Origin of the sequence: Marininema halotolerans (assembly GCF_900116235.1) — a bacterium.
GTDB classification, from domain to species: domain Bacteria; phylum Bacillota; class Bacilli; order Thermoactinomycetales; family DSM-45169; genus Marininema; species Marininema halotolerans.
The window spans coordinates 1-25,226 of the sequence record NZ_FPAA01000010.1; the positions used below are offsets into that span (position 1 = coordinate 1).

The 25,226-nt window shown below is 44.8% G+C and carries 19 protein-coding genes and 8 tRNA genes; 23 read left to right on the forward strand and 4 right to left on the reverse strand.

The annotated features are described in order from the left end of the window. The first annotated feature begins 204 nt into the window (after positions 1–204). The 17 genes from CHX35_RS12825 to CHX35_RS12905 all read left to right on the forward strand — a co-directional run bounded on the left by CHX35_RS12825 (position 205) and on the right by CHX35_RS12905 (position 12,757). A tRNA-Asn gene (locus CHX35_RS12825) sits at positions 205–279 on the forward strand. A 3-nt stretch (positions 280–282) separates the two neighbouring features. Continuing rightward, positions 283–359 (forward strand) — tRNA-Thr (locus CHX35_RS12830). Between the two features lie 4 nt (positions 360–363). After that, positions 364–439, forward strand: a tRNA-Glu gene (locus CHX35_RS12835). A gap of 3 nt (positions 440–442) precedes the next feature. Continuing rightward, positions 443–518: transfer RNA gene (locus CHX35_RS12840), tRNA-Val, on the forward strand. A 7-nt stretch (positions 519–525) separates the two neighbouring features. Beyond that, positions 526–610, forward strand: a tRNA-Tyr gene (locus CHX35_RS12845). A gap of 12 nt (positions 611–622) precedes the next feature. Beyond that, positions 623–697, forward strand: a tRNA-Gln gene (locus CHX35_RS12850). A 4-nt stretch (positions 698–701) separates the two neighbouring features. After that, a tRNA-Lys gene (locus CHX35_RS12855) sits at positions 702–777 on the forward strand. An 8-nt stretch (positions 778–785) separates the two neighbouring features. Next, positions 786–860 (forward strand) — tRNA-Gly (locus CHX35_RS12860). A 417-nt stretch (positions 861–1,277) separates the two neighbouring features. Then, positions 1,278–2,192, forward strand: a complete 915-nt coding sequence (gene rocF / locus CHX35_RS12865) for an arginase (protein ID WP_091838033.1) — start codon at positions 1,278–1,280, stop codon at positions 2,190–2,192. A 144-nt stretch (positions 2,193–2,336) separates the two neighbouring features. Continuing rightward, a complete protein-coding gene (ppc, locus tag CHX35_RS12870) occupies positions 2,337–5,114 on the forward strand; it encodes a phosphoenolpyruvate carboxylase (protein ID WP_091838035.1) in 2,778 nt (925 codons plus the stop codon). Positions 5,115–5,357: 243 nt separating this feature from the next. Next, positions 5,358–5,990 carry a sigma-70 family RNA polymerase sigma factor gene (locus tag CHX35_RS12875; RefSeq protein ID WP_091838037.1) on the forward strand — a complete coding sequence of 211 codons (633 nt, stop codon included), beginning with the start codon at positions 5,358–5,360 and terminating at the stop codon, positions 5,988–5,990. 160 nt (positions 5,991–6,150) lie between these two features. Further along, positions 6,151–6,963 (forward strand): diadenylate cyclase CdaA, encoded by an 813-nt coding sequence (cdaA, locus tag CHX35_RS12880; protein WP_091838039.1) that lies wholly within the window; start codon positions 6,151–6,153, stop codon positions 6,961–6,963. Next, complete coding sequence (locus CHX35_RS12885) at positions 6,956–8,155, forward strand: CdaR family protein (protein ID WP_091838040.1); 1,200 nt, start codon at positions 6,956–6,958, stop codon at positions 8,153–8,155. The genes cdaA and CHX35_RS12885 overlap by 8 nt, the downstream gene beginning before the upstream one ends. 29 nt (positions 8,156–8,184) lie before the next feature. Then, positions 8,185–9,534 (forward strand): phosphoglucosamine mutase, encoded by a 1,350-nt coding sequence (gene glmM / locus CHX35_RS12890; RefSeq protein ID WP_091838042.1) that lies wholly within the window; start codon positions 8,185–8,187, stop codon positions 9,532–9,534. A gap of 459 nt (positions 9,535–9,993) precedes the next feature. Further along, positions 9,994–11,826, forward strand: a complete 1,833-nt coding sequence (glmS, locus tag CHX35_RS12895) for a glutamine--fructose-6-phosphate transaminase (isomerizing) (RefSeq protein WP_091838044.1) — start codon at positions 9,994–9,996, stop codon at positions 11,824–11,826. Positions 11,827–11,963: 137 nt separating this feature from the next. Next, entirely contained in the window at positions 11,964–12,251 is a 288-nt protein-coding gene (locus tag CHX35_RS12900) for a Vgb family protein (RefSeq protein ID WP_091838045.1), read from the forward strand. Between the two features lie 47 nt (positions 12,252–12,298). Continuing rightward, positions 12,299–12,757 (forward strand): GNAT family N-acetyltransferase, encoded by a 459-nt coding sequence (locus CHX35_RS12905; RefSeq protein ID WP_091838262.1) that lies wholly within the window; start codon positions 12,299–12,301, stop codon positions 12,755–12,757. A 150-nt stretch (positions 12,758–12,907) separates the two neighbouring features. On the opposite strand, the gene CHX35_RS12910 is transcribed toward CHX35_RS12905, so the two are convergent. Next, positions 12,908–14,419: an FG-GAP-like repeat-containing protein gene (locus CHX35_RS12910; protein ID WP_091838047.1), complete on the reverse strand. Its 1,512-nt coding sequence runs from the start codon at positions 14,417–14,419 to the stop codon at positions 12,908–12,910. Between the two features lie 196 nt (positions 14,420–14,615). On the opposite strand from CHX35_RS12910, the gene CHX35_RS18100 reads away from it, so the two are divergent. The 4 genes from CHX35_RS18100 (at position 14,616) to CHX35_RS12935 (ending at position 19,528) form a co-directional block, all read left to right on the forward strand. After that, on the forward strand, positions 14,616–15,302 hold the full coding sequence (locus CHX35_RS18100; RefSeq protein ID WP_342743136.1) for a methyltransferase domain-containing protein: 687 nt from the start codon (positions 14,616–14,618) through the stop codon (positions 15,300–15,302). A gap of 372 nt (positions 15,303–15,674) precedes the next feature. Further along, positions 15,675–17,294, forward strand: a complete 1,620-nt coding sequence (locus CHX35_RS12920) for a HEAT repeat domain-containing protein (protein WP_091838050.1) — start codon at positions 15,675–15,677, stop codon at positions 17,292–17,294. Between the two features lie 98 nt (positions 17,295–17,392). Then, complete coding sequence (locus CHX35_RS12925) at positions 17,393–17,878, forward strand: GNAT family N-acetyltransferase (RefSeq protein ID WP_091838052.1); 486 nt, start codon at positions 17,393–17,395, stop codon at positions 17,876–17,878. Positions 17,879–18,235: 357 nt separating this feature from the next. Continuing rightward, the gene (locus CHX35_RS12935; protein ID WP_140413619.1) at positions 18,236–19,528 is read left to right on the forward strand and encodes an MFS transporter; all 1,293 of its coding nucleotides are present in this window, start codon (positions 18,236–18,238) and stop codon (positions 19,526–19,528) included. 298 nt (positions 19,529–19,826) lie between these two features. On the opposite strand, the gene CHX35_RS12940 is transcribed toward CHX35_RS12935, so the two are convergent. Continuing rightward, on the reverse strand, positions 19,827–21,626 hold the full coding sequence (locus CHX35_RS12940; RefSeq protein WP_091838057.1) for a multicopper oxidase family protein: 1,800 nt from the start codon (positions 21,624–21,626) through the stop codon (positions 19,827–19,829). A 263-nt stretch (positions 21,627–21,889) separates the two neighbouring features. On the opposite strand from CHX35_RS12940, the gene CHX35_RS12945 reads away from it, so the two are divergent. Together CHX35_RS12945 and CHX35_RS12950 are read left to right on the forward strand one after the other, a co-directional pair. Beyond that, complete coding sequence (locus CHX35_RS12945) at positions 21,890–23,368, forward strand: FAD-dependent oxidoreductase (RefSeq protein WP_091838058.1); 1,479 nt, start codon at positions 21,890–21,892, stop codon at positions 23,366–23,368. 76 nt (positions 23,369–23,444) lie between these two features. After that, positions 23,445–23,936: a GNAT family N-acetyltransferase gene (locus CHX35_RS12950; RefSeq protein WP_091838060.1), complete on the forward strand. Its 492-nt coding sequence runs from the start codon at positions 23,445–23,447 to the stop codon at positions 23,934–23,936. A gap of 64 nt (positions 23,937–24,000) precedes the next feature. Here CHX35_RS12950 and CHX35_RS12955 read toward each other — a convergent pair whose 3' ends face one another. Continuing rightward, positions 24,001–24,492, reverse strand: a complete 492-nt coding sequence (locus CHX35_RS12955) for a GNAT family N-acetyltransferase (RefSeq protein WP_091838062.1) — start codon at positions 24,490–24,492, stop codon at positions 24,001–24,003. Positions 24,493–24,518: 26 nt separating this feature from the next. After that, the gene (locus tag CHX35_RS12960) at positions 24,519–25,046 is read right to left on the reverse strand and encodes a hypothetical protein (protein WP_091838063.1); all 528 of its coding nucleotides are present in this window, start codon (positions 25,044–25,046) and stop codon (positions 24,519–24,521) included. Positions 25,047–25,226: the final 180 nt, after the last annotated feature.

The window sequence follows — 25,226 nt, forward strand, 5'->3', positions numbered from 1 at the left end:
GAGGTAGATCGGTCTGAGGTGTAAGCACAGCAATGTGTTCAGCTGACAGATACGAATCGGTCGAGGACTTCTCCTGCATTCATTCTTAAACGCTTACTCCAATCCGGTTTTCAGGGTGTAACTCTTTGAAAGCCTCTTGCTTAGAAAGTAGATAGGGTATATAATATATCTTGTCGCTTTTGAGGTTAGCTATATTCCCATTGTTCCTCAGTAGCTCAATGGTAGAGCGCCCGGCTGTTAACCGGTAGGTTGCAGGTTCGAGTCCTGCCTGAGGAGCCATATGCTCCCATAGCTCAGTCGGTAGTAGCGCTTCCATGGTAAGGAAGAGGTCACCAGTTCGAGTCTGGTTGGGAGCTCCAGAACGGCCCGTTGGTGAAGCGGTCAACACACCAGCCTTTCACGCTGGCATTCAGGGGTTCGAATCCCCTACGGGTCACCACATGGACGATTAGCTCAGTTGGGAGAGCATCTGCCTTACAAGCAGAGGGTCGGCGGTTCGAGCCCGTCATCGTCCACCATTATTTCGGAGGGATAGCGAAGTGGCCAAACGCAGCAGACTGTAAATCTGCCGGCTCCGCCTTCGTAGGTTCGAATCCTACTCCCTCCACCATTATTACCCTGTTGGGGCGTAGCCAAGCGGTAAGGCAACGGACTTTGACTCCGTCATGCGAAGGTTCGATCCCTTCCGCCCCAGCCATTAAGAGCCATTAGCTCAGTTGGTAGAGCACCTGACTTTTAATCAGGGTGTCGCAGGTTCGAATCCTGCATGGCTCACCATTTTTCTTGCGGAAGTGGCTCAGCGGTAGAGCATCGCCTTGCCAAGGCGAGGGTCGCGGGTTCGATTCCCGTCTTCCGCTCCAAATGAGCACAAAAAGATCCAAGGTTTTCATACCTTGGATCTTTTTGTGTTGTTTAACTGCGGGATCGATAACGGATTAGAAACGAGCGATTTTAAGCAATAGGAAAGGTCTATCAATAAGCAGAACTTCAACAATTGTGAAGCATATTCATGCAAATGGGCCGGTGCAAAAAAACTGCGAATGGGAATAATGAGAGCAAGCGGATGAATTTTAGGGAATGAATAGTGATAATCAGTTTATCAAGTGAGTTCATAAATTCATTGTTATTCATGTATTCTCCCTTATACTTATTGGTTTGCAAATGACTGCATAGATGTGTGAGTAAGCGTGATAAGAAGTGCTCTGGCTGAGATAAATACGCTTTATGTGGTAAAATAAGAAGAGTATATTGATCCATATTTGAGGTGGGATTAACTGATGGAGAAGGATAAACAACGTCAAGGAATAACCATCGTGGGTGTACCCATGGATTTGGGTGCAGACCGACGAGGTGTTGATATGGGACCGAGTGCGATTCGTTATGCCTCTGTGCAGGAGAAGCTGTCCATGCTCGGCTTTGATGTGAAGGACATTGGAAACCTTCAGGTACCAACGCCGGAGACCTATGATGCTGGAGAGAACCAATTAAAATATCTCAGTGAAATTACATCCGTCAGTGAAGAATTGACCCAGATTCTAGATGATATTGTATCAGACGGGCGTTTTCCCCTTGTCTTAGGCGGCGACCATAGCATTGCCATTGGTACAGTGGCAGGTGTAGCCAAACGACGGCAGCGTTTGGGGCTGATTTGGTTTGATGCCCATGGGGATTTAAATACTGCCGATACCTCCCCTACTGGCAATATTCATGGAATGCCGCTCGCGGTAAGCCTGGGGATTGGCCATCCCGATCTTGTGAACATTGGTGGATTTGCCCCCAAAGTTCACCCGGAAAATATTGTAGTGATTGGAGCACGCTCATTAGATGAAGGAGAACGCCAATTAATAAGGGATAAGGGCATTCGTGTGTTTACAATGCATGACATTGATCGGATGGGAATGGGTCGTGTCATTGAAGAATCGATTGCCATTGTGACGGATGGAACGGATGGCGTCCATCTTAGTCTTGACTTAGATGGAATGGATCCTAAAGACGCTCCAGGAGTCGGGACGCCTGTTCCAGGCGGGATTAGTTATCGCGAAAGTCATTTGGCGATGGAAATGTTAAGTAATGCAGGGATATTGACTTCGGCTGAATTTGTTGAGGTGAACCCCATTCTTGATCGGAAAAATTGCACAGCAGAAGCCGCTGTGGCCTTAATTGGTTCCGTTTTTGGTGAAAAAATATTATGAGAAAAACACCGCCTGGTTAAAGGGCGGTGTTTTGTAATGAATGGATATCCGGGGAATCCACACAATTTTCATCAACTTTTGTTACAATAGGGGACAATCCATTTCATTATCATGGGAAATGTGAAACAGTGAGGTGACGACTCGATGAGTAGTGGTTTACATGAGCTTGAGCAACATGAGAAGGATCAGCCTCTACGGAAGGATGTTCGCTATTTAGGTAATATCTTGGGGGAAGTATTGGTAATGCACGGCGGCCAAGAACTTCTAGACCGAGTCGAAAAGATTCGGGAGATGACCAAGGAATTGCGAACCGCTGACCTTCCTGAGTTATTGGAGCAATGTAAAGAGGAGATCAAACAACTTTCTCCACCGATGCGTCGAGATGTCATTCGTGCCTTTGCGATTTATTTTCAATTGGTGAATATTGCTGAACAAAATCACCGAATTCGCCGACATCGAGCCTATCGACGCGACCAAGATGCCCAGCGTTGGTCTATCGAACGTGCCATTCGTTCCTTGAAGGAGACAGGGATGGATGCCGAAGATGTCGCACAAATATTAGATCAACTTTCTCTTGAGCTGGTGATGACGGCTCACCCTACTGAAGCAGTGAGACGAACCGTACTCGACATTCATCATCGGATTTCTCAAAGGGTAGTAGCGATGGACAACCCTTTGCTAACCGAGAAAGAATACAAAAATCTTCGCGCAGAAATTAAGGGTGAGGTCATTACGCTGTGGCAAAGTGATGAATTGCGCCAACGAAAACCCACGGTGATGGATGAAGTCCGCAATGGCCTTTATTATCTCGATGAAACCTTATTTGATGTGATACCCCAGGTGCATCGAGAATTAGAGCATCAATTGCATCATGTTTATCCCGAACGAGATTGGCATGTGCCCTGCTATCTTACCTTCGGATCATGGATTGGTGGGGATCGGGACGGAAATCCCTGGGTGACACCCGAGGTAACCTGGAATACGTTGCAACTACAGAGAGAGACGGTGATTCGTAAGTATGAGAATCGCCTCAACCAACTGGTTAAGAAACTAAGTCATTCTACACGGGTTGTGAAATTTTCTCCTGCATTGCTGGCGTCCATGGAAAAGGATCAAGGTGAAGTTACCTTGGATGATATTGGCGAAGGCGAATGGAGAAACGATGACGAGCCCTATCGTTGTAAGTGCACTTTTATGTTGGCTCGGTTGAAACATACTCGGTTAGGACAAAAAGATCGTGGTTCCTATGAGAACGCAGAAGCATTGCTGGACGATCTAAAATTGATCGATCAATCTTTACGTGGACACAACGCTCATGCGATCGCTGATGGAGATTTGGGAACATTCATTCGTCAGGTAGAACTATTTGGCTTTCATTTGTTGACCCTTGATATCCGTCAGGATAGTGGGGAGCATGAAAGCGCGTTGACAGAGATTCTTTCTTCCCAGGGGATTGTCGATGATTATAGTGAGTTATCCGAGGCGAAGAAAATTGATCTGTTGACAGACTTACTACAGGATCCACGACCGTTGACCTCAAGTTTTATGGATTTTTCTAAGGAGACTCGCAAGTGCCTAGATTTATTCGCTGTAATTGTTCGTGCGAAAAGAGAGTTTGGCGAGGAATCCATCCGAAATTATTTGATCAGTATGACCCAGGGCACCAGTGATCTGCTCGAAGTGGTACTCTTTGCTAAAGAGGTAGGATTGTGGCGGCAACATCATGGTTCCCCTACTTCTCGACTCCATGTCGCTCCGTTGTTGGAGACCATTGATGATCTACACCGCTCCGTTGAGATCATGGAAGCTTATTATCGTCATCCTGCGTATGTGCCCGGACTGATGAAAGAGAAGCCCTACCAGGAAATCATGCTAGGGTACTCGGATAGTAATAAAGATGGCGGGATGTTAACAGCGAACTGGGAGTTGTATCGGGCACAAGAAGAGCTCTATGCGTTATCGAAACGAAATGGATTGGATGTACGTTTCTTTCATGGGCGCGGAGGCGCTTTAGGGCGTGGAGGAGGTCCGCTTAATCAAAGCATCCAGGCACAACCCCCTTCTACCCTAGCAGGAGGTGTGAAAATCACCGAACAAGGGGAAGTCCTATCCTCTCGCTATTCCTTAAAGCCCATTGCTTTTCGGAGTTTGGAACAAGCCACTTCTGCTTTACTCCTTTCTCACGCCTCTTCAAGACAAGGGGAACAGGGGACGCCACAGTCAACGTGGATCAAGACGATGACGGACATATCCGCTCATTCCCTAACTACCTATCAAGAACTGGTCTTTGGTGATTCGCGTTTTCTTGATTACTTTAATGATGCGACACCGCTACCTGAGATTGGGGAATTAAAAATTGGTTCCCGCCCGACTCGTCGCAAAAATAGCCGTGCATTTGAAAATCTACGTGCCATTCCCTGGGTATTTTCATGGACGCAAAGTCGAAACTTGTTTCCTGCTTGGTTTGCAGCGGGCTCTGGGCTATCGACCATCGTTTCTCAACCTGATGGTCTGAATCTCTTACAGGAAATGTATCAATCCTGGATCTATTTCCGTTCCTTAATTAATAATTTGCAGATGGCTTTGGCTAAAGCTGACCTGGTCATTGCACGAGAGTACTCCACGTTGGCAACGGATCCTGAGGTTCGTGATTCGATTTACCAGCAAATGGAGGAAGAATATAAGAAAACAAAGGATATTGTGTTGGCAATCACGGGACAAACGGAAATTTTGGATCACCTCCCCGTGATTCAAGAATCCATTCGTTTGCGAAATCCCTATGTTGATCCTTTAAGCTTTATCCAGGTGCACCTACTTGGTTCATCTCGTACTGAAAAGGATCCAGCGAAGCGGGAAGAGGAACTAGAGCAAGTATTGCTCACTATTAATGGAATTGCCGCAGGATTACGTAATACCGGTTAATTGCAATGCGAAGGGACCATAGGAAAGAAAACAAAGAGCCCTTATTTTAAAATAAGGGCTCTTTGTTTTATGGAAATCAGCCAACAGTCTAGTACCTTTCGATTAATCATAATAGGTTCTTTGATCTATATTAAGGGTTCTCCCGGTATGAATGAGAAAAATTGTAGAAAATGGTCGAACCATCAGATAAGATGGTAAAGAAATGAAAACAACTCTAATTCAGTATAGAGAGGTGGAGACGCGTTGTACAAAGGGTCAGCTTTGAGTGATCCACAACCGTCTAAAGGAACCGTGAGGCGAAAAATTTTGAGGGAAGAAGAAGAAAGAGAACTAATCCACCGCGCCCAATCGGGAGATGATCAAGCCTTTGTCGAGTTAATACATCCCTACCGCAAACGATTATTTTTGGTATCACGAAGGAAACTGAACCAAACGGAAGAGGCGGAAGATGTCGTGCAGGATGTGATTCTTCGTGTGTATCTGCATTTACATCGATTTCAACCTTCTCAATCTTTCTCAGCTTGGATCTACCGGATTACCCTTAATCTATGCATTGATCGCTTGCGTAAAAAGAAGGCTGATTTTCACTTAGATGATCCAGGCACAGGGGGGATGAGAAGGGATATGTATAACCGTGTGTTATCCATTGAATTAACCCCTGAGGAATTATTATTAAAAAGAGAGCAAGAGCAAGAAGTTAGCCGTGCCATTAATGGATTACCTCCACGTTATCGCATGGTGATGATGTTACGATACATGGGTGATCTTCCTTTATCCGATATCAGCGAGATCCTTCATTTACCAGTGACTACCGTTAAAACAAGAGTTTATCGAGGCCGAAAAGCCTTACAACATCAATTAGCTGCCACCCTTTAATTCCATGGTTTCCTAACCTTTCGTATGAATGAAAATCGGTTTCCTCGGCATGACCATTTCTTTTTGCTTTCAGTTATCGCATAATGGTTTAAAGAGGGAGGAATTTGGTGATGCCGACCGGAAGCATACTAACGAAAGGAATTGACTGTGGAGGGGCCTCATGCAAGCACTGGATGGATTGACCCAATACGTAAATGATATCGTTGACATTCTGATTGTTTCGTATGTCATCTATAAATTATTAATGCTGCTGCGGGGCACACGGGCAGTTCAGTTGTTAAAGGGGATCTCGATTGTCATCGTTGCGTGGATGGTATCGAGCTTTTTCCAGTTAACCACTTTACAATGGTTGATGGAGAACCTCTTTTCTGTGGGCGTTATCGCGATTATTATTATTTTTCAGCCTGAGTTACGCCGTGCATTGGAACAATTGGGTCGTGGCCGTCTCTTTAGTCGTGGGAGTCAGGTTGAAGACCAAGTGGTAACCAAGATCGCGAGTGAGCTTATTAAAGCAGTCACTCACCTTTCCAAACGGCGAATTGGTGCATTGATTGTGATTGAACGGCGAACGGGCTTATCTGATTATATTGAGACAGGAATTTCGATTGAGGCCAAATTGGGTTCAGAGCTGATGATCAATATCTTTTTACCCAATACGCCTTTACATGATGGGGCTGTGATCATTCGTGGTGAGCAAATTATGGCCGCTGGTTGTTATCTTCCATTATCAGAGAATCCATTTATTAGTAAAGAGTTAGGGACGCGTCATCGAGCAGGGATGGGAATGAGTGAAGTATCTGATGCGTTGACGATTATTGTCTCGGAAGAGACGGGTCAGATATCTCTCGCGATTCATGGCGAATTGGAACGGGGATTATCAGAGGAAGAGTTGATCTCCAGATTGTACGAAGAGCTGAAACCCCCGGAACGGAACGCTTTATTCTGGAACCGGAGGGGGGATCGTGATGGATAAATGGCTACAAAATAACAACGTGATCAAGCTGATTGCCTTGGCCCTCGCGATTATGTTGTGGATGTCGGTCAACGATGCTTCCTTTAGCAACTTAAAGGGGGAGAAGGATCGTTCCATCATTAATAATGTGACACTACAAGCCCTCTATAATAAAGATCGATATGAAATTACCCAAATGCCAAAGACCGTCAACCTCATTTTGCAAGGCGACCCTAATTTTTTAAAGATGGCCAATCCCAGTCAATATAAAGCCTATATTGACTTGCGGGAGTTAGGGGCGGGAAAACATGATCATGTACCGGTAAAAGTTGAGGGGTTACGAGGACTGGATGTTAAGGCTGATCCCAATGAAGTGAACGTGGATATTGAAGAAAAGCAACAAAAAGAAATGGCAGTCGATGTGGATATCATTGGTAAGCCGGATAACCAATATAAAGTCGGAGCCCCAGTGGTTAAACCTTCCAAGGTACTGGTTCAGGGACGAAAATCCGCATTAGATGGAGTCACAGCGGTGAAAGCGGTGATTAATGCGGACGGAGCTCAAGAAACCATTTCCCGTTCAGCCTCGTTACAAATATACGGGAAAAATGGGGTGCTCAATGGGCTTGAAGTAAATCCACGGGTAGTGGATGTAACCTTGCCCATCGCGGGCCCCAATGCTGTGGTCCCTTTAAAAGTAGAAATCGGCAAAGAACCCCCTGAAGGGTATGCGGTAGAGAAGGTGACGGTAGGGGCAAAACAGGTGACGGTCTATGGCCCGAAAAGTTATGTGGAGGGTCTGGATGTATACCCAGGACCAAAGCCTGATCTGTCCAAGGCGAAAGGGGATCGTACCTTTGAATTGCCCATACCCCTATCAGGGGATGCAGTGAAAGTGGAACCCAGTGTGACAGATGTCACTGTGCACATTGTTAAAGGGAAAACTAAAGGAATGAAAGAGATTCCAATACGTATTAAGGGCACGGATTCAGAACAGAAGGTAGAGCTTGAAAAGGGATTGGATCGCTTGGACCTCACATTATATGGGGCACCTTCTTTACTAAAGAAGGTGGAAAAGTCCGATGTGGAAGCGTTCATCGATGTATCCAACTTATCAGCAGGGGAACATCGTGTTCCAATACACGTAAACCTTCCTCTCCATATCCGGCTTCAAGATAATCAGAAACCCTCTGTCTTAGTACGTATCAAATAGATAGAGTAATGGGTAGCAAGGAGGAAACCATGGGCAAATATTTTGGAACAGATGGGGTGCGAGGGGTTGCCAATCGTGAATTAACCCCTGAGTTAGCATATCAATTAGGTCGTGTGGGTGCCTATGTATTGACGAAGAATGGTGAAGAGGCAGGAACCCGACCGAGTGTCTTAGTCGGTAGAGATACCCGTTTATCAGGGGAGATGTTAGAAGCAGCCCTTGTTGCAGGAATGCTTTCCATCGGTGTCGATGTGATTCGATTGGGGGTAATTTCAACGCCTGGTGTGGCATATTTGACACGAGAGGGAACTGCTAGTGCAGGCGTGATGATCTCAGCTTCCCATAATCCATTTGAGGACAATGGCATCAAATTCTTTGGCGCCGATGGCTTTAAATTATCGGATGAGATGGAGGAAGAAATTGAATCCCTCCTTGAACAAGTAGATCAACTTCCAAGGCCGGAAGGTGCCAAGATTGGTCGCGTAGAGAGCCAACCCAAAGCGTATCAACGCTATCTGGAACATCTGCGGGAAGCCATTCAGACCGATCTTTGTGGAATGGATATTATCGTGGACTGTTCCAATGGCGCAGCCTCTAAATTAGCACCGATCTTACTTCGCGATTTAGGTGCCGATGTAACAGCGCTCCATGCCGACCCCGATGGCATCAATATCAATGTCGATTCAGGATCGACGCATCCTGAACGCCTTCAACATGAAGTCGTACAGAGACAAGCTCATTTGGGTCTTGCCTTTGATGGGGATGCTGATCGATTAATTGCAGTGGATGAGCGTGGAGAGCTCGTCGACGGGGATCAGATTTTATATATCTGTGGTAGCTTTATGCGTGAGATGGAGGAATTGAAGGGAAATACCATCGTTACGACCGTGATGAGTAATATCGGCTTCTTTAAAGCCACCGGAGCATTGGGAATACAAAGTGAGAAGACCAAGGTTGGCGACCGCTATGTCATGGAGGCCATGCGTGAGGGTGGTTTTAACCTCGGCGGCGAACAGTCGGGGCATATTATCTTCCTGGACCATAATACGACTGGCGATGGGATGTTGACGGCATTGCAATTGTGCCGTGTAGTCAAGGAGAAAGGGACGACCCTTCATCTTCTGGCAGAAGAAATGAAAAAATATCCACAAACCTTAGTGAACGTACCAGTCAAGGAGAAAAACGGCTGGGAGAACAACACCGTCATTCAAGGAAGGATCAAGGAAGTCGAGCATGCGTTAGGTGATGAGGGACGTGTGCTCGTACGGCCATCAGGAACGGAACCATTAATTCGGGTGATGGCTGAAGGTCCTGATGCTGATCAGCTCAATGAGTATGTGAACGGAATTGCAGAGGCAATTCGAACGGAATTAGCCTAAAGAACATCAGACCATGAAGGAGGGGGCGGAGGAATCGTCCTCTTCCTTCAACATTTTTTGGTAGTATTCTTTACAAGTCTGAAATATTTGCATAAGATAGGGATATGTTTGTTAAGGGGGTGAAGTATAGGAAAAAAAGTACACAAGCTTAGTACAAACTGTTGTTAAGCGCCAGGACTGCGGGACACGCAGTTGACGAGGTGGAGGGAAATCGATCCTTCGGCGGATACCTCCCGGCTTATGCATCGAAGCCGTGGAGCCAACGCACAAATCGATGAGGTGACTCATCTGACAAAAGTGTTGGCGCGATGCTGTGTATAGGACAGAAGGTGTTTAAACGAGAGAGAACGGCTGGTAGCGACCCAGATCATCAGATAAAAAAAGGGGGGCGCCACCAAGATGACGTTTGTTGTATTGGTTGGGGAGTGCCTCCCCAATAACCAGGGGGTTTGACAATCTATGTGTGGAATCGTTGGCTATGTTGGAGCGAAAAATGCACAGCACCTATTGGTTGAAGGTCTTCGTAAATTAGAATATCGTGGGTATGATTCTGCGGGGATCGCTGTGATTCAACAGAATAAAATAGCGGTTGAAAAGACGAAGGGGCCTTTGGCGGCGTTGGAAGATGAATTAACTCGCCAACCTCTCTCAGGTACGATTGGGATCGGACATACGCGGTGGGCGACTCATGGGAAACCGTCAGATGAAAATTCCCATCCCCATCTGGATGCCGATCATCAATTTGCTGTCGTTCATAATGGCATCATTGAAAACTACATCGAAATCAAAGAAGAACTGCAAGCGAAGGGATACACCTTTCTTTCTGAAACGGATACGGAAGTCATCGCACAGCTATTGAAAGAGATGGATGATGGCGATCTCGTTTCTACAGTAAGAAAAGTGATCCAACGGTTAGAGGGCGCATACGCACTGGCGATCACAAGTGAGCGTGAGCCTGAAAAATTGGTAGCGGTCCGCCTGGCAAGTCCTTTGATTATCGGTCTTGGTAAAGATGAAAACTTTATCGCCTCAGATATTCCTGCGATCCTTGAGCATACGCGGGATGTGTATGTGTTGGAAGATGGGGAAATGGCGGTATTAACTTCAGATCAAGTAGAGCTTTCCACCTTGGATGGAAAAGCGCTTCAAAAAGAGATACTACATGTGACATGGGATGCGGTTACCGCAGAAAAGGGCGGTTACGAGCATTTCATGCTGAAGGAAATTCACGAACAACCTAAAGCGATCAAAGATACGTTAGCTGGACGTATCAAAGAGGGATTAATTGACCTGTCCCAGGATCTTTCTTTGACAGAGATGGATTTGAAAAAGTTTGATCACGTTCACTTTGTAGCATGTGGTACGGCATACCATGCTGGTTTAATTGGAAAATCGGTCCTGGAGCGGTTGGTTCGCGTGCCAGTTGAAGTGGATGTTGCTTCGGAATACCGCTATCGGAACCCCATTATCACACCTTCTACCTTGGTTGTTGTGGTAAGTCAATCGGGTGAAACCGCTGATACACTTGCTGCCTTACGGGCAGCCAAAAAAGCGGGGGCAAAAACCCTTGGTATCACCAATGTGGTGGGAAGTTCAGTTGCACGGGAAGCAGACGAAGTATTGATGACCTGGGCAGGCCCTGAGATTGCGGTGGCTTCAACCAAGGCCTATACTTCACAGCTAATTGCGATTTACCTGCTAGGTCTTTACATGGCGCGTGTGCTGGAGACTCGAACAGAGGACGAACTGAAGCAGTCCACTGAGGCACTTGTTCAGTTGGCAGTACAAGTTGAAGAACTGTTAACGGAAGAAAAGACGAGTGCGATTGAGGCACTGGCGAAGGAGATTGCCAAACATGAAGACCTCTTCTTCATCGGTCGTGGGCTGGATTATGCAGTAGTGATGGAGGGCTCTTTGAAACTAAAAGAGATTTCCTATATTCACTCAGAGGCCTATGCTGCAGGTGAACTAAAACACGGGACACTTGCTCTGATCGAAGAAGGAATCCCAGTGATTGCTCTGGCTACCCAGCACGATGTGATGGAAAAAACCATTTCTAACATCATCGAAGTAAAAGCCCGGGGGGCTCACCTACTCGGATTTGGTCTTGAAGGGGATAAAGAACTGAAGAAATCGGTGGATCGGGTGATCACCATCCCCGACACGCTTCCATTGTTTACTCCCATTCTTGCAGTGATCCCACTGCAACTTCTGGCGTACTATACCTCAGTCTCCCGCGGTATTAATGTAGATAAGCCACGCAACCTTGCCAAGAGTGTAACGGTGGAGTAAGGGAATCGATTCATTGATGTTGATTCCATAAAAAACATAAAGCACACGTGATCGATTATAATCAATGAATCGAACCGTGTGCTTTTTTATTTAAGGTTGTAAGTATTGGACACCAATTAGTGTGAGGAGGTCTTTTTTTGAACTTAAAAATACAAGAGTATAACGTGGCGAGGGTGGATTCTGGTCCGTATGGGATCGTTTCGACAAGGGACGGGAAGGTATGGTTTACACAGCATCATGCAAACAAAATTGGCCACCTTTCGCTTATCGATGGCAGCATAAGCGAGTATGACATTCCGACACCATCCGCTGAGCCTCATGGGATTGCCTGTGATCCAAAAGGGAATGTCTGGTTTGCATTAGAGTGTAACAAGATCGGCCATATTCAACATGGTGTGAACGATGGGAAGGGGGTTGAAGCGTGAGGGAGTCCATAGTGGTTACAGAGGTTACATCCATTGACGATGCATTAATGGAAGATTTGATTAATCTGCTAATTGATGTGGTGGCCGAAGGGGCTTCCATCGGTTTTTTACCTCCGTTAAGTAGGGACAAGGCAAAAGCGTACTGGGAAAGCGTATGTAAACCGGATGTTATCTTGTGGATGGCTAAATGCAATCACAGGGTATGTGGAGCTATTCAAATGCACTTGCCGTTAAAGGCGAATGGGGCTCACCGGGCGGAAGTGGCTAAGTTGATGGTTCATCCTCTCCAACGCCGAAAAGGGATTGGACGTACTTTAATGGCTACCTTAGAAAATCGTGCAAAGGTAGAGGAAAAAAGTCTATTGGTATTGGATACTCGTTCGGGTGATCCCTCCAACACGCTATACAAGTCTCACGGATACGTTGAAGCCGGTACCATCCCCGATTACGCCATATCGGCAAATGGAAGGTTAGAAGCGACTGTATTTTACTATAAAAAAATTTAATATAAATTCATTGGCTGATTGATACCCTCATAAAGAGGGTTTTTCTATTGTAATACGGCAATTTTTTTCTTGGGTTCCTCTACTTGCTTGGCTTTAGTTACTTACTCCATACACTTGGGATAGTGATGTTAGGAAAAGGAAGAGGATGCCTCACTCCTCCTGAAAGGGAACGACGGTGACCGAGAAGGTACCCGTAGCAGAGTTACCATTGTTATCGGTAGCCGTACAAGTGACAAGGGTTGTGCCAATCGGAAAGAAAGAACCTGAAAAAGGGGTACAGGAGATCGTAATTTTCCCGGGACAGTTATCCACCGCTGTGGGATCCAGATAATTGACGATGGTGCCCATAGGATTATTTGTCTCCACATCAACATCGTTTAGCCCCAGGAGCGAGGGGGGTTCGGTATCCCTTACCGTGACAGTAAAAGTACAGCTCTCTATATTGGTCGTATCCACGTCACTGGTGGCAGTGCATGTAACCAAGGTTGAGCCAACGGGAACAACAGTAACATCGCAGGTGATCGTCACATTGGGGCATTGGTTTGTGGTAGGTAGGGGGACGGTTCCTACACAGGTACCGGGATCATTGGTAAGGGTAAGGTCGGGGCAGGTAAGTGGGTTGACACAAGCATTAAGAAGAACAGAAAGGGTCTCAGAATCAAGGTTAGCACTGGCAAGGTCCAACGTATGATTGTTATTAAAATCGCCTGCTGTGAGTGCATTGGGTGTATTGTCTGTTGCAAAGTTTGTTGGAGAACCAAAGGTACCATCGCCATTACCTAGAAGGATGGAGGCCGAATTAACAAGACTAGCAGTCGTAGCAAGGTCGAGGATTCCGTCGCAATTGAAATCGCCACTCGTGATTCCATTGGGTCCGGTACTCGTAGCAAAAGCGGTTTGGGCTTGGAAGGTGCCATCGCCATTGCCAAGAAGAATGGAGACCGTATTATCAAGGAAATTGGTAACAGCTAGATCGAGGATCGCATTGTTAGTAAAGTCGGCAGCTAGGATGCATTGGGCATCTGTGCCCACATCATAGGTAATTTGCGTCCCGAAAGTGCCATCTTGATTGTTCAGTAGTACAGAGATGGTATCATCAAAGGAATTGACAAGCGCTAAGTCGGGAAATCCGTCACTGTTAAAATCACCACTCGTGATGGAGGTGGGATTATCTCCAACGGCATAAGTGGTTTGCGCCTGGAAGGTGCCATCGCCATTGCCAAGAAGGATCGAGACCGTACTATCAAGGAAGTTGGTAACGGCTAGGTCAATGATCCCATCGCCATTAAAGTCTGCGGAGGTGATTCCACTTGGGTTATTTCCGACAGCGAAAGTGGTTTGCGGGCTGAATGTACCGTCCTGATTGTTCAGTAGCACGGAGACGGTGCCTGGCATCTCGAGATTGGCAACGGCTAGATCATTAAACCCATCGCCATTAAAATCTGCCGCAGTGATTCCATTTGGGTTATTTCCGACAGCATAAGTGGTTTGCGGACTAAAAGTGCCATCCTGGTTGTTCAGTAGCACGGAGATAGAAGCATCGGAATTATTAGTGTTAGCAAGGTCAAGGAATCCATCGCCATTAAAATCCGCCGAGAGGATAGTAAGGGGAGCAGTGCCCACTTCATAAGTGATTTGCGTTGTAAAATAGGGACACACCATAAGCTGCTTCCCTCCTTTTTCTCAGAATATGGCCCTATAGAAAAAGGGTGCTTGTTCTGTTTGTCGTGATTAAACTCATGCATCGGATAGGGGCTCTGAGGTCTTATGGTGAGAGGGAAACTTGATGTGTTGGTGTGGGTGAGACCGTATTGAATGTCTTTAAAAATAGTCTCATAATCTAGCACACATTTCTCAAATGATCATAAACATAAATATATGTAGTATTTTTTCGTATGAGTGGTTTAGTTGGTGCGAATCAACTGAATCACGCTTTTGCTATCTCTTGAGAAATGAGCTGATTTTCATTCTGCATGAAACCTATGATCAAGATGTAACTTTTCACCTTAAAAAACTAATCAATTCTTCCGATAGCTTGTTAGATGTGGGATCAGGTTTATGCCAACAACTCCATCTATTTGAGTGCGCGCAGATCATTGCATTGGAAATTCATCGTCCCTATCTAGAACATCGTCAAAATAGACTTCCTCATATCATACCCATTTGCGAAAACGCTTTGAATATGGGTCAATTATTTTTGGATCAATCGATTTCTACTGTGCTATTTAATGATAGCCTTGAACACTTTGATAAAGAAGAAGCAACTAAGCTGTTAGAAATGGCTGAAAGAATCGCAAGAAAACGAGTGGTCGTATTTACTCCTCGAGGATTTTTCCATCAACAAAACTACGATTTCTTCCAATTGGGAGGAGAGCAATTTCAAGCGCATCGTAGTGGATGGGAAGTAGAGGACTTTATCAATCGGGGGTATACCGTCACCCTGTTTAAAGGGTTTCACGATAATCGAAATCTCTCGTTTATCAAAAGCTATGGAAAAGATCATCCTCCCATTGATGCCATCCTCGCATGGAAAACACTTGGATAAGAGCTGTTAGTGAAGACGAGTGATCGTTTAGTTTGGATTATCAAAAATTCGTCAACCCTTCAAGTTTAGGTTGACGAATTATACATAAAGTGAATGGTAAAATCGGAATAGAGGATTTATTCATGTGAACCTCAGGTTGAGAAGTAATGAATAGGCTTTTACATTGATAGGATAGAGAAGTGATGGGAAGTAGGTTAGAGGTTAGGTTTCAAGGCCTTGCTCAGAACTTATTCAAAAAGACATCGGAATGGCTATTCTCACTTGGAAGATACTTGCTTGATCGCTAACTATCAACTTTTTGTTTAATGATTTCACCAGTGATTCAGAGAGTTTGATGAAATGAACGTTATCTCGAATGAGGAGGCTGTAAGCGTGAAAGGGCTATCAACCAAAGAACATGAACGATTCGATGAACTATATCGAACTCCGTGTGAAAAGCGAAAACAAGAAATATTGCATGCATTCGCCAATACTGAAAGTTTGGATACGCTGATATATTTAATCCCCTTTGCTATCAAAAGCGATGAAACCATACAAAATGCAGCAAGGGAAACCATTGACCACATTGCTTTTCAGCAGTGTAGAGGAGAGTGGATTGGTCTTGACCAATACATACGAAGATTGAATCCTTATCTCTACTACAAGAACTTAAGCATGTGGATAAAATGGCATCAACTATCGCCAACGGTTGTGAGATCGATGTCGATCATAGAGGAAGCAGATGTTAGTTTTTTAGGGCTATGTAGCTTTCACCGTAATGGATACGTAAGAGAAGCTGCGGTTGAAAGTTTGGCGGGTCATTTTTCAGGAAAGGAAATCCCGTTTCTACTTTTGCGAATGAACGATGGTGTGCCCAACATTCGATATAAGGCTCATCTCGCTCTTAACGTGCGTATACGTATGGGGTCTGCAAAGTATTTTCTAAAGTTCATCCATCTGGTCAAGCACTTAGCTAAACTCTACCATCGAGAAAACTGCAGCGCGTTGGTGGAAGAGATTTTTTCCCTTCTTCGTCACCCGGATAGTCAGGATGTTTTGATAAGTGGGTTCTATGAACAGGATCAGGCGGTTCGGCGATTCTCATATGAACTAGCAATCAGCCTTCCAGAGGTGGATCATCACTTTGTTATTTCCGAAGCATTGCGCCAGCATGATGGGATGATACGGTTACAGGTGGCGAAGTATATTTGCAAAATCGATCAAATTGATGAGGTAATGCCTTGGCTGGAACGAATCAAAAGGGATACTTTCCCTCCGGTAAGGCAATTAGCATTACAAACCAGTGTCGAACGTTTTCCCGATCAGTCCTTAGCAGAGCTTCATCTTGCTTTACTTGATCGAAATAAAACGATTCGGCAAATGGCGCGTTACTATTTGCAAGGGGAAGCGGTCGATTTCCCTACTTTTTATCGAAGGAAATTAAAAGAGATAGAGCTGCGGCGGTTACCCAACGCCATCATGGGTTTAGGTGAGACAGGGACAAAATCGGATTCACAGTGGGTTGCCGCTTTTGTCAATCATGAACGTGCGAGGGTACATCGCTCTGCGATCAAAGTACTTGGAGTGCTTGATCCTAAAGGGTACATGGAGGTTTTCTTTCAGGCGCTACAATCCGATAAACGAGGGTTATCCCGTGAAGCGAGGGACATTCTCGCCGATCACGTAGTCCTGGGCCATGCTAATTTACTCGAGGACCTTTATTTGAAAGATCTCCCCCTACATGCTAAGAAAAACATCCTCTACTTGTTTTCCAAATTGAGCAAAGCAGACAATATCTTTTATTTCATTCGAGCATGTAACACCCAAGAAGAAGAAACCCGTAAAGTAGCGATGAACTATATCATCTCCTGGATCCATGGCTACAATATGGACTTCTTTATAGCGATGAGTGCTGAAAAACAACAACAGTTGAAAAAGGGTTTTTATGAGGTGAAGGAGTGGTTTTCTGCGGAGACCATTCATCAATTTGCCTTTAAATATGATCATGAATAGGGATAATTAAACAGAATCAGATAGTTGGATGAAAATGTTGATATTGATAATGATTGAAGAAAGCTTTTATTTTAAGCAATCGGAGATGATGGTTAACGATGCAACTTCGTCATTTGCAAGAAAGCGACTACCCTGTGATTATTTCAGTGCTAAACGATTGGTGGGGCGGTCGTCCGATGTCGGATATGTTACCGCGGTTGTTCTTTCGCCATTTTGAGGATACCAGTTTCATAGTAGAAGAGGAAGATCGGCTGGTAGGCTTTCTTGTTGGGTTTATATCCCCATCCCATCGCCAAGAGGCTTATATTCATTTCGTGGGTGTGCATCCTGATTATCGGGCGCAGGGGGTGGCTCGAAGGTTATATCAGCAATTTGAAGAACGAGTGTTGAAACAATTCGAACCGGTTACCATCCGCTGTGTTACATCCCCAGTGAACAAATCCTCCATCGCTTTTCACCAGAAGGTTGGCTTTACGATCATACCCGGGTCAGTGGTTCAGGAGGGAATCTCTATCCATCCGGACTACGATGGTCAAGGTCAAGACCGAGTGGTTTTTCAAAAGACGATTTCCTGCATCGAGTAGAATACCATTTATCCTTCGCCAGTGTAGGTAGTGTAGGTCTTTCATTTGTTAACGGGATTGCAATCCCGTTAACCCAATTAGCAATCGATATTGGGTTATAGGGTTATATTATGAAGTTTAATCATTATAAATTTAATTAATATGATATAATTAATTACCATTAATTTAAGGAGGGGTGGCTTATGAAGAGCCCATTCCCTGTGGGAAACGGATGAATCTAAGATCACCCATACGTTGTTGAGTGAATTTTAGTTAGTTAATACTATAAATTCGAATCGATCAATGGATCCTCCGTTTCCTATTTCAAGCTTATATTGTTGCATAACAAGTAATAGGAAATGAACAGGAGGATATTGATTGTACCCTTCATCCAGGCCAAGTTGGCCGTCTTCAAAGAGGAATCCACTGTGGGCAAACCGTAGTTTTACCATGGTTGCAGTCTCCGAAGCATTTTCTCACCTTGGTAATATGGCCCAAGGAATTGTTCTGGCTGCCTATATCTATACGTTGTCTCACTCTGTGGAGCTGTATGGTATCTGGTTACTCGTGCGCTTTGCGCCACAATTTCTTTTCGTATTCTGGGTGGGGAAGTTGGTTGATCGTTACTCAAGACGCTATGTAACGACCTTGATTCAAATCCTCTTAGGGATTACTTCGGTAGCCATGGCAGGGTGTTCTGAGCATCTTGTTGTCATGATGCTCTTGACGTTGTTCGCGGGTGTGGTGGAATTGCCTTATCAACCGGCACTGTTAGCGAGTATTCCTTCATTGGTGCGACAGGAACATTTACCGAAGGCCAATGGGATCATGAGTGTTTTGAGCGGATGTGCACGGATGGTAGGTGCAGGGTTGGCAGCGCTAGGGTTGTTGACAAAGGGGATTGTGTGGCTCCTATTGTTTAACGCGGGAACCTTTTTCATTTCTGCTATCGTTATTTGGATATCGCTACCAACAAAAAATGAAGACCGTATTAAACAAGAGGAAGTATCCCAGGAGGTAGTCTCGCAAAGACGAGGGGCGGGTTTGAAGGGAGTAGGAATTGGAGTGAGTCTTCGCTATTTATGGCAGCAACGAACACTTAAATTTCTAGTCCTTGGTTCAACGCTCCTCTGGGAGTGCTTAAGCTTATCTGATGTGTTATTGGTTCCGATTCTGGCTGAAGCAACTCATGGAGGAGAAAAAACCTACGGCATCTATCGGTTTATTGCAACGATGGGTATGGCCTTTGGTTCGTACTTTTCTGTGCATTGGCATAGAAAATTTGCCAATGATGGACTTTTGTCCGATGGGTTTGCCGTCCCATTGCTTGTTGCCTCATTGAGTACCATCGCTTTGGCACTTTGGCCATGGACGATCGGGTACCTTGCCTACTTTTTGTTATGGATGGCTGTCATGCTACCAAGCAATTTGCTTACTGTGGAGCTACAACAAACTCCCAATGCAATTCGTGGGCAAGTGATGACATTTGCTGATGCAATTGATGGGATGCTGTTTATCAGTGTGATGGTGATCATACCCCAATGGGTGAAGTTTACCGATGAACAGACATTACTATGGATGAGTACCATTCCCTTCTTGCTGGTAGCAATCATTTGGACGATTCGTTGGTTGTCCCATACAAGGCAGTTGGGAAAGCGTGTGGATGAGTAGATAAGCCTTTGAAGGATGAACCTTCTTTGAATCAAAAGACGCATCACAGGAACTAAGGCTGGACTAAAGAGCCCTGGCTTATAACACCATGCTTGAGTAATAGTTAGGTAAGTAATCGATTAAAAGAAGTACTCGCTTCGTCTTGCTGCCGCTTCATATCAAAAAAGCAATCCTTCTAAGTTGCATAGGAAGGATTGCTTTTTTCTGTATGGAGGCGGTTTTTCATTCCTTTTTTCCTCATATGAATCATTCATTTGGTTATCTAGTTAGGGAAGGGTGTGCAAGAAATGGAGTAATATTATTTTTTTCTAACTTGAAAGGGTCGCATCATATCATTATCTTCATGGTCTAATAGGTGGCAATGCCATACATAACCAGGTCCGAATAGAGGATTAAATGAGAATAGGTTAACACCTGGTTTCGCGTCGTTAGGGTTGACATCTTGTGGAGTAAAACGGAGTCGAAAACGCGTAACTTCATTGGGATTCACGCGAATGGTATCTTTCCAACCCTGCTCATTTAAATCAGGTTTTCGTGGTTTACCTAGTAAGAAGGAATTTACAGGCAGCGGTTTGGGTTGACGGTCGAAGGGAGGGGTACCATTTAATTTGGTCCACGCTTTTAAATACGGCATGCTATTAAATCTTTGACGACTGACGATTTGAAACTGAATGAGGTGAATATGAAGGGGATGGGTTGCCGCTGTTGTATTGGCAAATATCCATTCCACTGTGGATCCGATAATAGGAAACTCGGATATTGGATTCCTAAATGGCTGTCCATTTAGTAATAATTGTAGAGGGCCTTTGTCTCCCTGTATCACATTGAGAACAAAAGTTTTTGGGGGCACATTGGGAACAAGTTTCGGGATGTTATTTAGTTTGGATGGGAGTCGAATTGGTTTAATGGATGGTGCACCTTGAATGGAAAACTGCATGATTTTCCCCGTGGTGTCGGGATCAGGAGGATCTCCTCCGGGAAAGGGTGCAATCGCATCATTGGTAACGATTAGCTTCGTTCCTGCATCGAAAGGGGAAAAATCGATTAGAATATCGGCTCGTTCTGCTGGTGCAAGCAATAGTTCCTTTAACTTCACAGGGGAACGAAGAAATCCTCCATCTGTACCAATTTGGATAAATGGATATGCCTTATTCGATCCTGTATGTTGTAACTTCAAATTGTAAAAACGAGAATTGGAACCATTAAGAATCCGGAACCGATACTGGCGCCGCTTCACGTTCAATTTGGGCCATACTCTTCCGTTAACCATAATGGTATCGCCAATGAAATCCTGAACCCAATAGGGATGCACATCAGGATTCACCCCTAGACTCGGGAAAAAGAGTGAAGCATCGGTGTTAAAGGAACGGTCTTGAATCACCAACGGAACTTCAAAGTTCCCTTGTGGCAACAAGGGTTCGATCTTGTTTTTAGGATCGCGAATGAGATAAAAACCGGATAGACCAGCCGCTGTATTCAGGCGCGTAATTCCAAGGGTATGGTCATGGTACCAAAGTGTAGTGGGTTGTTGTCTGTTTAAATACGTGTAGAGGGATGTGGAAAATGCGGCTCCCTTCTTTTTCTCCATGTGGGTAAACCACGCTTCTGGATTCCCATCAAAGTCGGATCGGGTTTCCCCACCGTGTAAGTGAATAACACTGGGAACAGGGAATTGCGCGCGGGCATAACCGAAGGGAAATGGCTTAAATGGCGGTTTTGGAGGAGGAAACTGATTAGGATTTGCCCAATGGAGCGTTGGATCTACGGCGAATAGATGTTTTTTGGTCAGATTATTGATCCATTGTACTCGGACAGGGATCCCTCGAGTTGCTTCAAAGGTTGGACCCGGTGAACTACGAAAAATCCGGAGTTCTCCAGTAACGGGGTCTTCGATAAGTCCTTCGAATCCATAAACGGTGGTCTTTGGATAGCGTTGCGGTAACATTTGTTGCTTAAATTCACTCATTCTTACTGAGTAATGATGGACTTCTCTCGTTCCACTTCTTCTAACAATCGGTTTCAATACAGGGGGAATAAATAACGGGTTTACAAATTGAGGGATCTTTTTGGGATCCAATCGACTTGTCAGAGCAAACATCTCCCTTTCTCTTCTTAGTATAGTGTAGCAATGGGTCTTTTTCGTATTATGAGTGCAGTATACGTGAGTGGGTTGAGAGTGTATGGGTAGAGGGCTAAAATTATAAAAATTAACCGTTTATTCTTGTGTCTTCCGTAAGCGGTGAAGACGGACCTTCTTGGAATTGACGTATTCCACTTCTTGACATTCTGTAGAAAAACGAAATATTCTAAAACCGACGGAATGGATTAATCAAACATAGGGGTCGGAAAGGGGTAGCTACATTGGAGACAATTGCGACACGGGCAGTTATTATTGGGGGTGGAATTGCAGGGCTGTATACAGCCAAGGTCTTGTCCGAATTTTACAGGGAAGTTCTTCTAATTGATAAAGACAAGTTTCCGAATAATCCGGCTCATCGCAAAGGGACTCCTCAGGCTTTTCATCCCCATCGTTTTACCCAGCGTGGGAAAGTGATTACCGATCGCCTATTTCCGGGCTTTGAAAAAGACTTACTTGCCCAGGGAGGTTTATCCTCACTCCATCGAAAGATGCATCACATGAACCCATATGGAAGTATGGAGGCGAAATTTCCACGGGATGATGTCAAGTTTAGTCGGGCGGTACTGGAGTGGGTGATTCGTGAGCATGTCAAAACCCTTTCAAATGTAAGGCTTCTTCCCGAGACCGATGGAGTGGGTCTGCTCACCAATGATGACCAGACAAGGGTGACTGGGGTAAGTGTAAGGCGCCGTGATGGGAGAGGAGAAGGGGAGCCGATTGCAGCAGATTTGGTTGTCGATACCAGTGGACGCTCTTCTAAACTTGCGGCATGGTTAAAGGATGGGGGCTATGATGTACCCAAACCCGACTTATTAAAAGTGAACCTTGGATATAGTACAAGACGGTATCGTGTACCCGATGATCAAGTCGCTTTGATCAAGGAATGGGATACGATTAATATTTCGGGTCATGTTATGCCCAATTGCTTTACAGGCGTCTTATCCTTCATCGAAAATCAGGTTGTTGAAGTTGCCTTGTATAAACCAGGGGGGGTTTATCCTCCGACTGACATCAAAGGGTATGAAGAAGCACTTTCTCAACTTCCGAGTCCACTGATCGCAAGCATTCTTCAAAATCTAGAGCCTCTGACCCCTCCGCGTGCTTATCGTGTACCGTATCTCCATCGCTATCAATTTAGTAAAATGGAACGTTGGCCGAAGGGGTTATTAGTATTGGGGGATGCATACTGCATCTTTGATCCTATTTTTGGTCAAGGAATGACTGTGGCTGCCATGGAAGCGGAAGTGCTGGCATCCTGCCTAAGAGAACAGCAGCTTCATCCGCATCCGCAATTTGAACAACAGGTGCTTCAAAAATTTGAAGGTGTGATTGAACCCGCTTGGTGGCTAAATTGTGCGGCGGATTTACGGTGTGAAGGTGTCGAATATATCGCCTCGGAACCCTTACATGGGATTCAATTTGGGCAACAGTATATGGATTTATTTTTAAAAGAGCTAACAATCAAGCAGGATTTTAAGCATTATGGGCTGTATTGGGGTGTAAATACCCTATCTCTTTCACCCCACGCAATTTTTAATTCGCAGATGATCACAGCGACGCTTCATGCATCCGCTGAAGGAATGAAGTTACTCGAAGAATTCTCCAATCCCAAGGAGGAAGCGAGTGAACAACACTGGGAGCAATTGGTCCCAACATTCTCCCAGGCCTACTATGAACCGCTATCGAATATAAACAAATGATGTCGAAAGAATGATGCCAGCTCCATTAACTGAGAACCCAACCGATCGTGATGGGTCAAGAAAAGGGGGTGTCTCGATGAAGCCATCATACGATAGCACTATTCAGCTGCGTGATGTGAAGGAAAAGGATCTTCCTACTTTTTTCAAACACCAACAAAGTAACGCCGCGAATAAGATGGCGGCGTTTACGGTGAGGGATCCTAATAATTGGAAATCGTTTTTTGAACATTGGACAAATATCCTAACTGACGCATCCATTATAAAGAAGGCAATTTTGTATGAGGAAGAGCTTGTTGGACACCTGACCCAATTTAATCAATTGGGCCATCCCTCTATCAGCTATTGGATTGGGGAGGCGTTTTGGGGGCGAGGGATAGCAACTACGGCATTGACTAAGTTTTTACACCAAGTCGATAAACGTCCCCTCTATGCCCGGGTAGCGAAGGATAACATTGCATCCATTTGTGTTCTGGAAAAGTGCGGATTTGTGATTGTTGATGAAGATGAAGGATTCTCCTATTCGCGGAATCAAGATGTTGCAGAGTATCTCTTACAATTAGATAAATAATGGATTCCATCGATAAAAGCAGGGTGCCTACCCTGCTTTATTTTCATTCGTTATGGAAGATGCTTTAACGATTTCTTGAAGGTCTGTTAACTTTGTATCGGTACCGGTCGCCTTCATCATCGTAGGTTTCGCCGGTTTGTTCAAAGCCGAAATCCGTATATAGCTTAATCGCAATCGCGTTATTCGGCTTCACAACCAATTGGATCTCTTCGCATTGGTCAAATTGACTCATAATATACGAGACAATTTCCGTCAGCGCGGCTTTTCCATAGCCGCGTCCTTGATATTTTTGATCAATGATAAATCCATCCACCCAATACATGTTGGCGGTATCCGCTTCGTAGGCGTGCATGACAAAGCCTACCATCACATCATGATCATATATTGCAAAGGGTAGATAGGTAACGTTTTCCCCGTCGGGTTTGATCGTTACCTTTGCTAAAGAGAGGGCAGTTGAATAAACAAAAGTGGCTTGATCCTCGGTTGTTTTTAATTGGACAACTTCCTTCCAATTGTCTTTCGTGACGGGTTGTAATGTAACACGAGGTGACTTCATCCTATCGTCTCCCTAGATGGTATCCGTCAATCACTTTCGTGGTTTTGCTGATGAGATTTTTTCTCTTTAGTGACTTCAACCTTTTCCCATTCATCGACAGAGAGCTTTTTTATAGAGGATTGCTCTTGCGCTTTTTCAAACGGTTCGTGAGGGAAGGGTTTTAAAGCGATGTCTCCAGCATAGATCCAGTTTTTTCCCCGTTGTTCGACATATACCCCTTTGATAACCGAGGATGAGGATATCTCTGGTGAGAAATAAACATACACTGCACGCTTTTCTTTATTCGATGTTGGTGAAGAGCCCACCCACACAGTTCCGGTTGTTTTTAGGAAAGGTTTGATATGGGCGATTCCTTCTTTGGATTTATTGCGTCCGGTTAATTGGGAGAGGTGTGTGAGATCGCGTTTGGAAGACGTGTACATCTCGATCACATAATCGACGCCCACTTTTTCAGCAGGGTCTAGATCTTCATACCCTCCACAACCTGTTAAAAGAGAAAAAATAACAAATGAAGTGATGATCCATTTTAAAGATCGATGTCGTTTCTTTATCAATTGCCTGCGCCTCCTAATATTCTTGAATAATATATTACACAGTGAGCATTCCTGTCTATCTCGGATGCTCATTTTTTTTGGATTAGGGGGTTAAAAAAATTTTCTCATCAAATTCTCATAAAAGTGACCATAAAATGAGTTCACCCTTCGAATAATTAATTGTCAGGGTAAAAATGATCC

What these genes read in the sequence shown, in the direction of transcription:
- rocF (WP_091838033.1), top strand. Translation starts at nt 1,278, where the DNA reads ATGGAGAAGGATAAACAACGTCAAGGAATAACCATCGTGGGTGTACCC.
- ppc (WP_091838035.1), top strand. Translation starts at nt 2,337, where the DNA reads ATGAGTAGTGGTTTACATGAGCTTGAGCAACATGAGAAGGATCAGCCT.
- cdaA (WP_091838039.1), top strand. Translation starts at nt 6,151, where the DNA reads ATGCAAGCACTGGATGGATTGACCCAATACGTAAATGATATCGTTGAC.
- CHX35_RS12885 (WP_091838040.1), top strand. Translation starts at nt 6,956, where the DNA reads ATGGATAAATGGCTACAAAATAACAACGTGATCAAGCTGATTGCCTTG.
- glmM (WP_091838042.1), top strand. Translation starts at nt 8,185, where the DNA reads ATGGGCAAATATTTTGGAACAGATGGGGTGCGAGGGGTTGCCAATCGT.
- glmS (WP_091838044.1), top strand. Translation starts at nt 9,994, where the DNA reads ATGTGTGGAATCGTTGGCTATGTTGGAGCGAAAAATGCACAGCACCTA.
- CHX35_RS12905 (WP_091838262.1), top strand. Translation starts at nt 12,299, where the DNA reads ATGGAAGATTTGATTAATCTGCTAATTGATGTGGTGGCCGAAGGGGCT.
- CHX35_RS12910 (WP_091838047.1), bottom strand. Translation starts at nt 14,419, where the DNA reads ATGGTGTGTCCCTATTTTACAACGCAAATCACTTATGAAGTGGGCACT.
- CHX35_RS18100 (WP_342743136.1), top strand. Translation starts at nt 14,616, where the DNA reads ATGATCATAAACATAAATATATGTAGTATTTTTTCGTATGAGTGGTTT.
- CHX35_RS12925 (WP_091838052.1), top strand. Translation starts at nt 17,393, where the DNA reads ATGCAACTTCGTCATTTGCAAGAAAGCGACTACCCTGTGATTATTTCA.
- CHX35_RS12940 (WP_091838057.1), bottom strand. Translation starts at nt 21,626, where the DNA reads ATGTTTGCTCTGACAAGTCGATTGGATCCCAAAAAGATCCCTCAATTT.
- CHX35_RS12950 (WP_091838060.1), top strand. Translation starts at nt 23,445, where the DNA reads ATGAAGCCATCATACGATAGCACTATTCAGCTGCGTGATGTGAAGGAA.
- CHX35_RS12955 (WP_091838062.1), bottom strand. Translation starts at nt 24,492, where the DNA reads ATGAAGTCACCTCGTGTTACATTACAACCCGTCACGAAAGACAATTGG.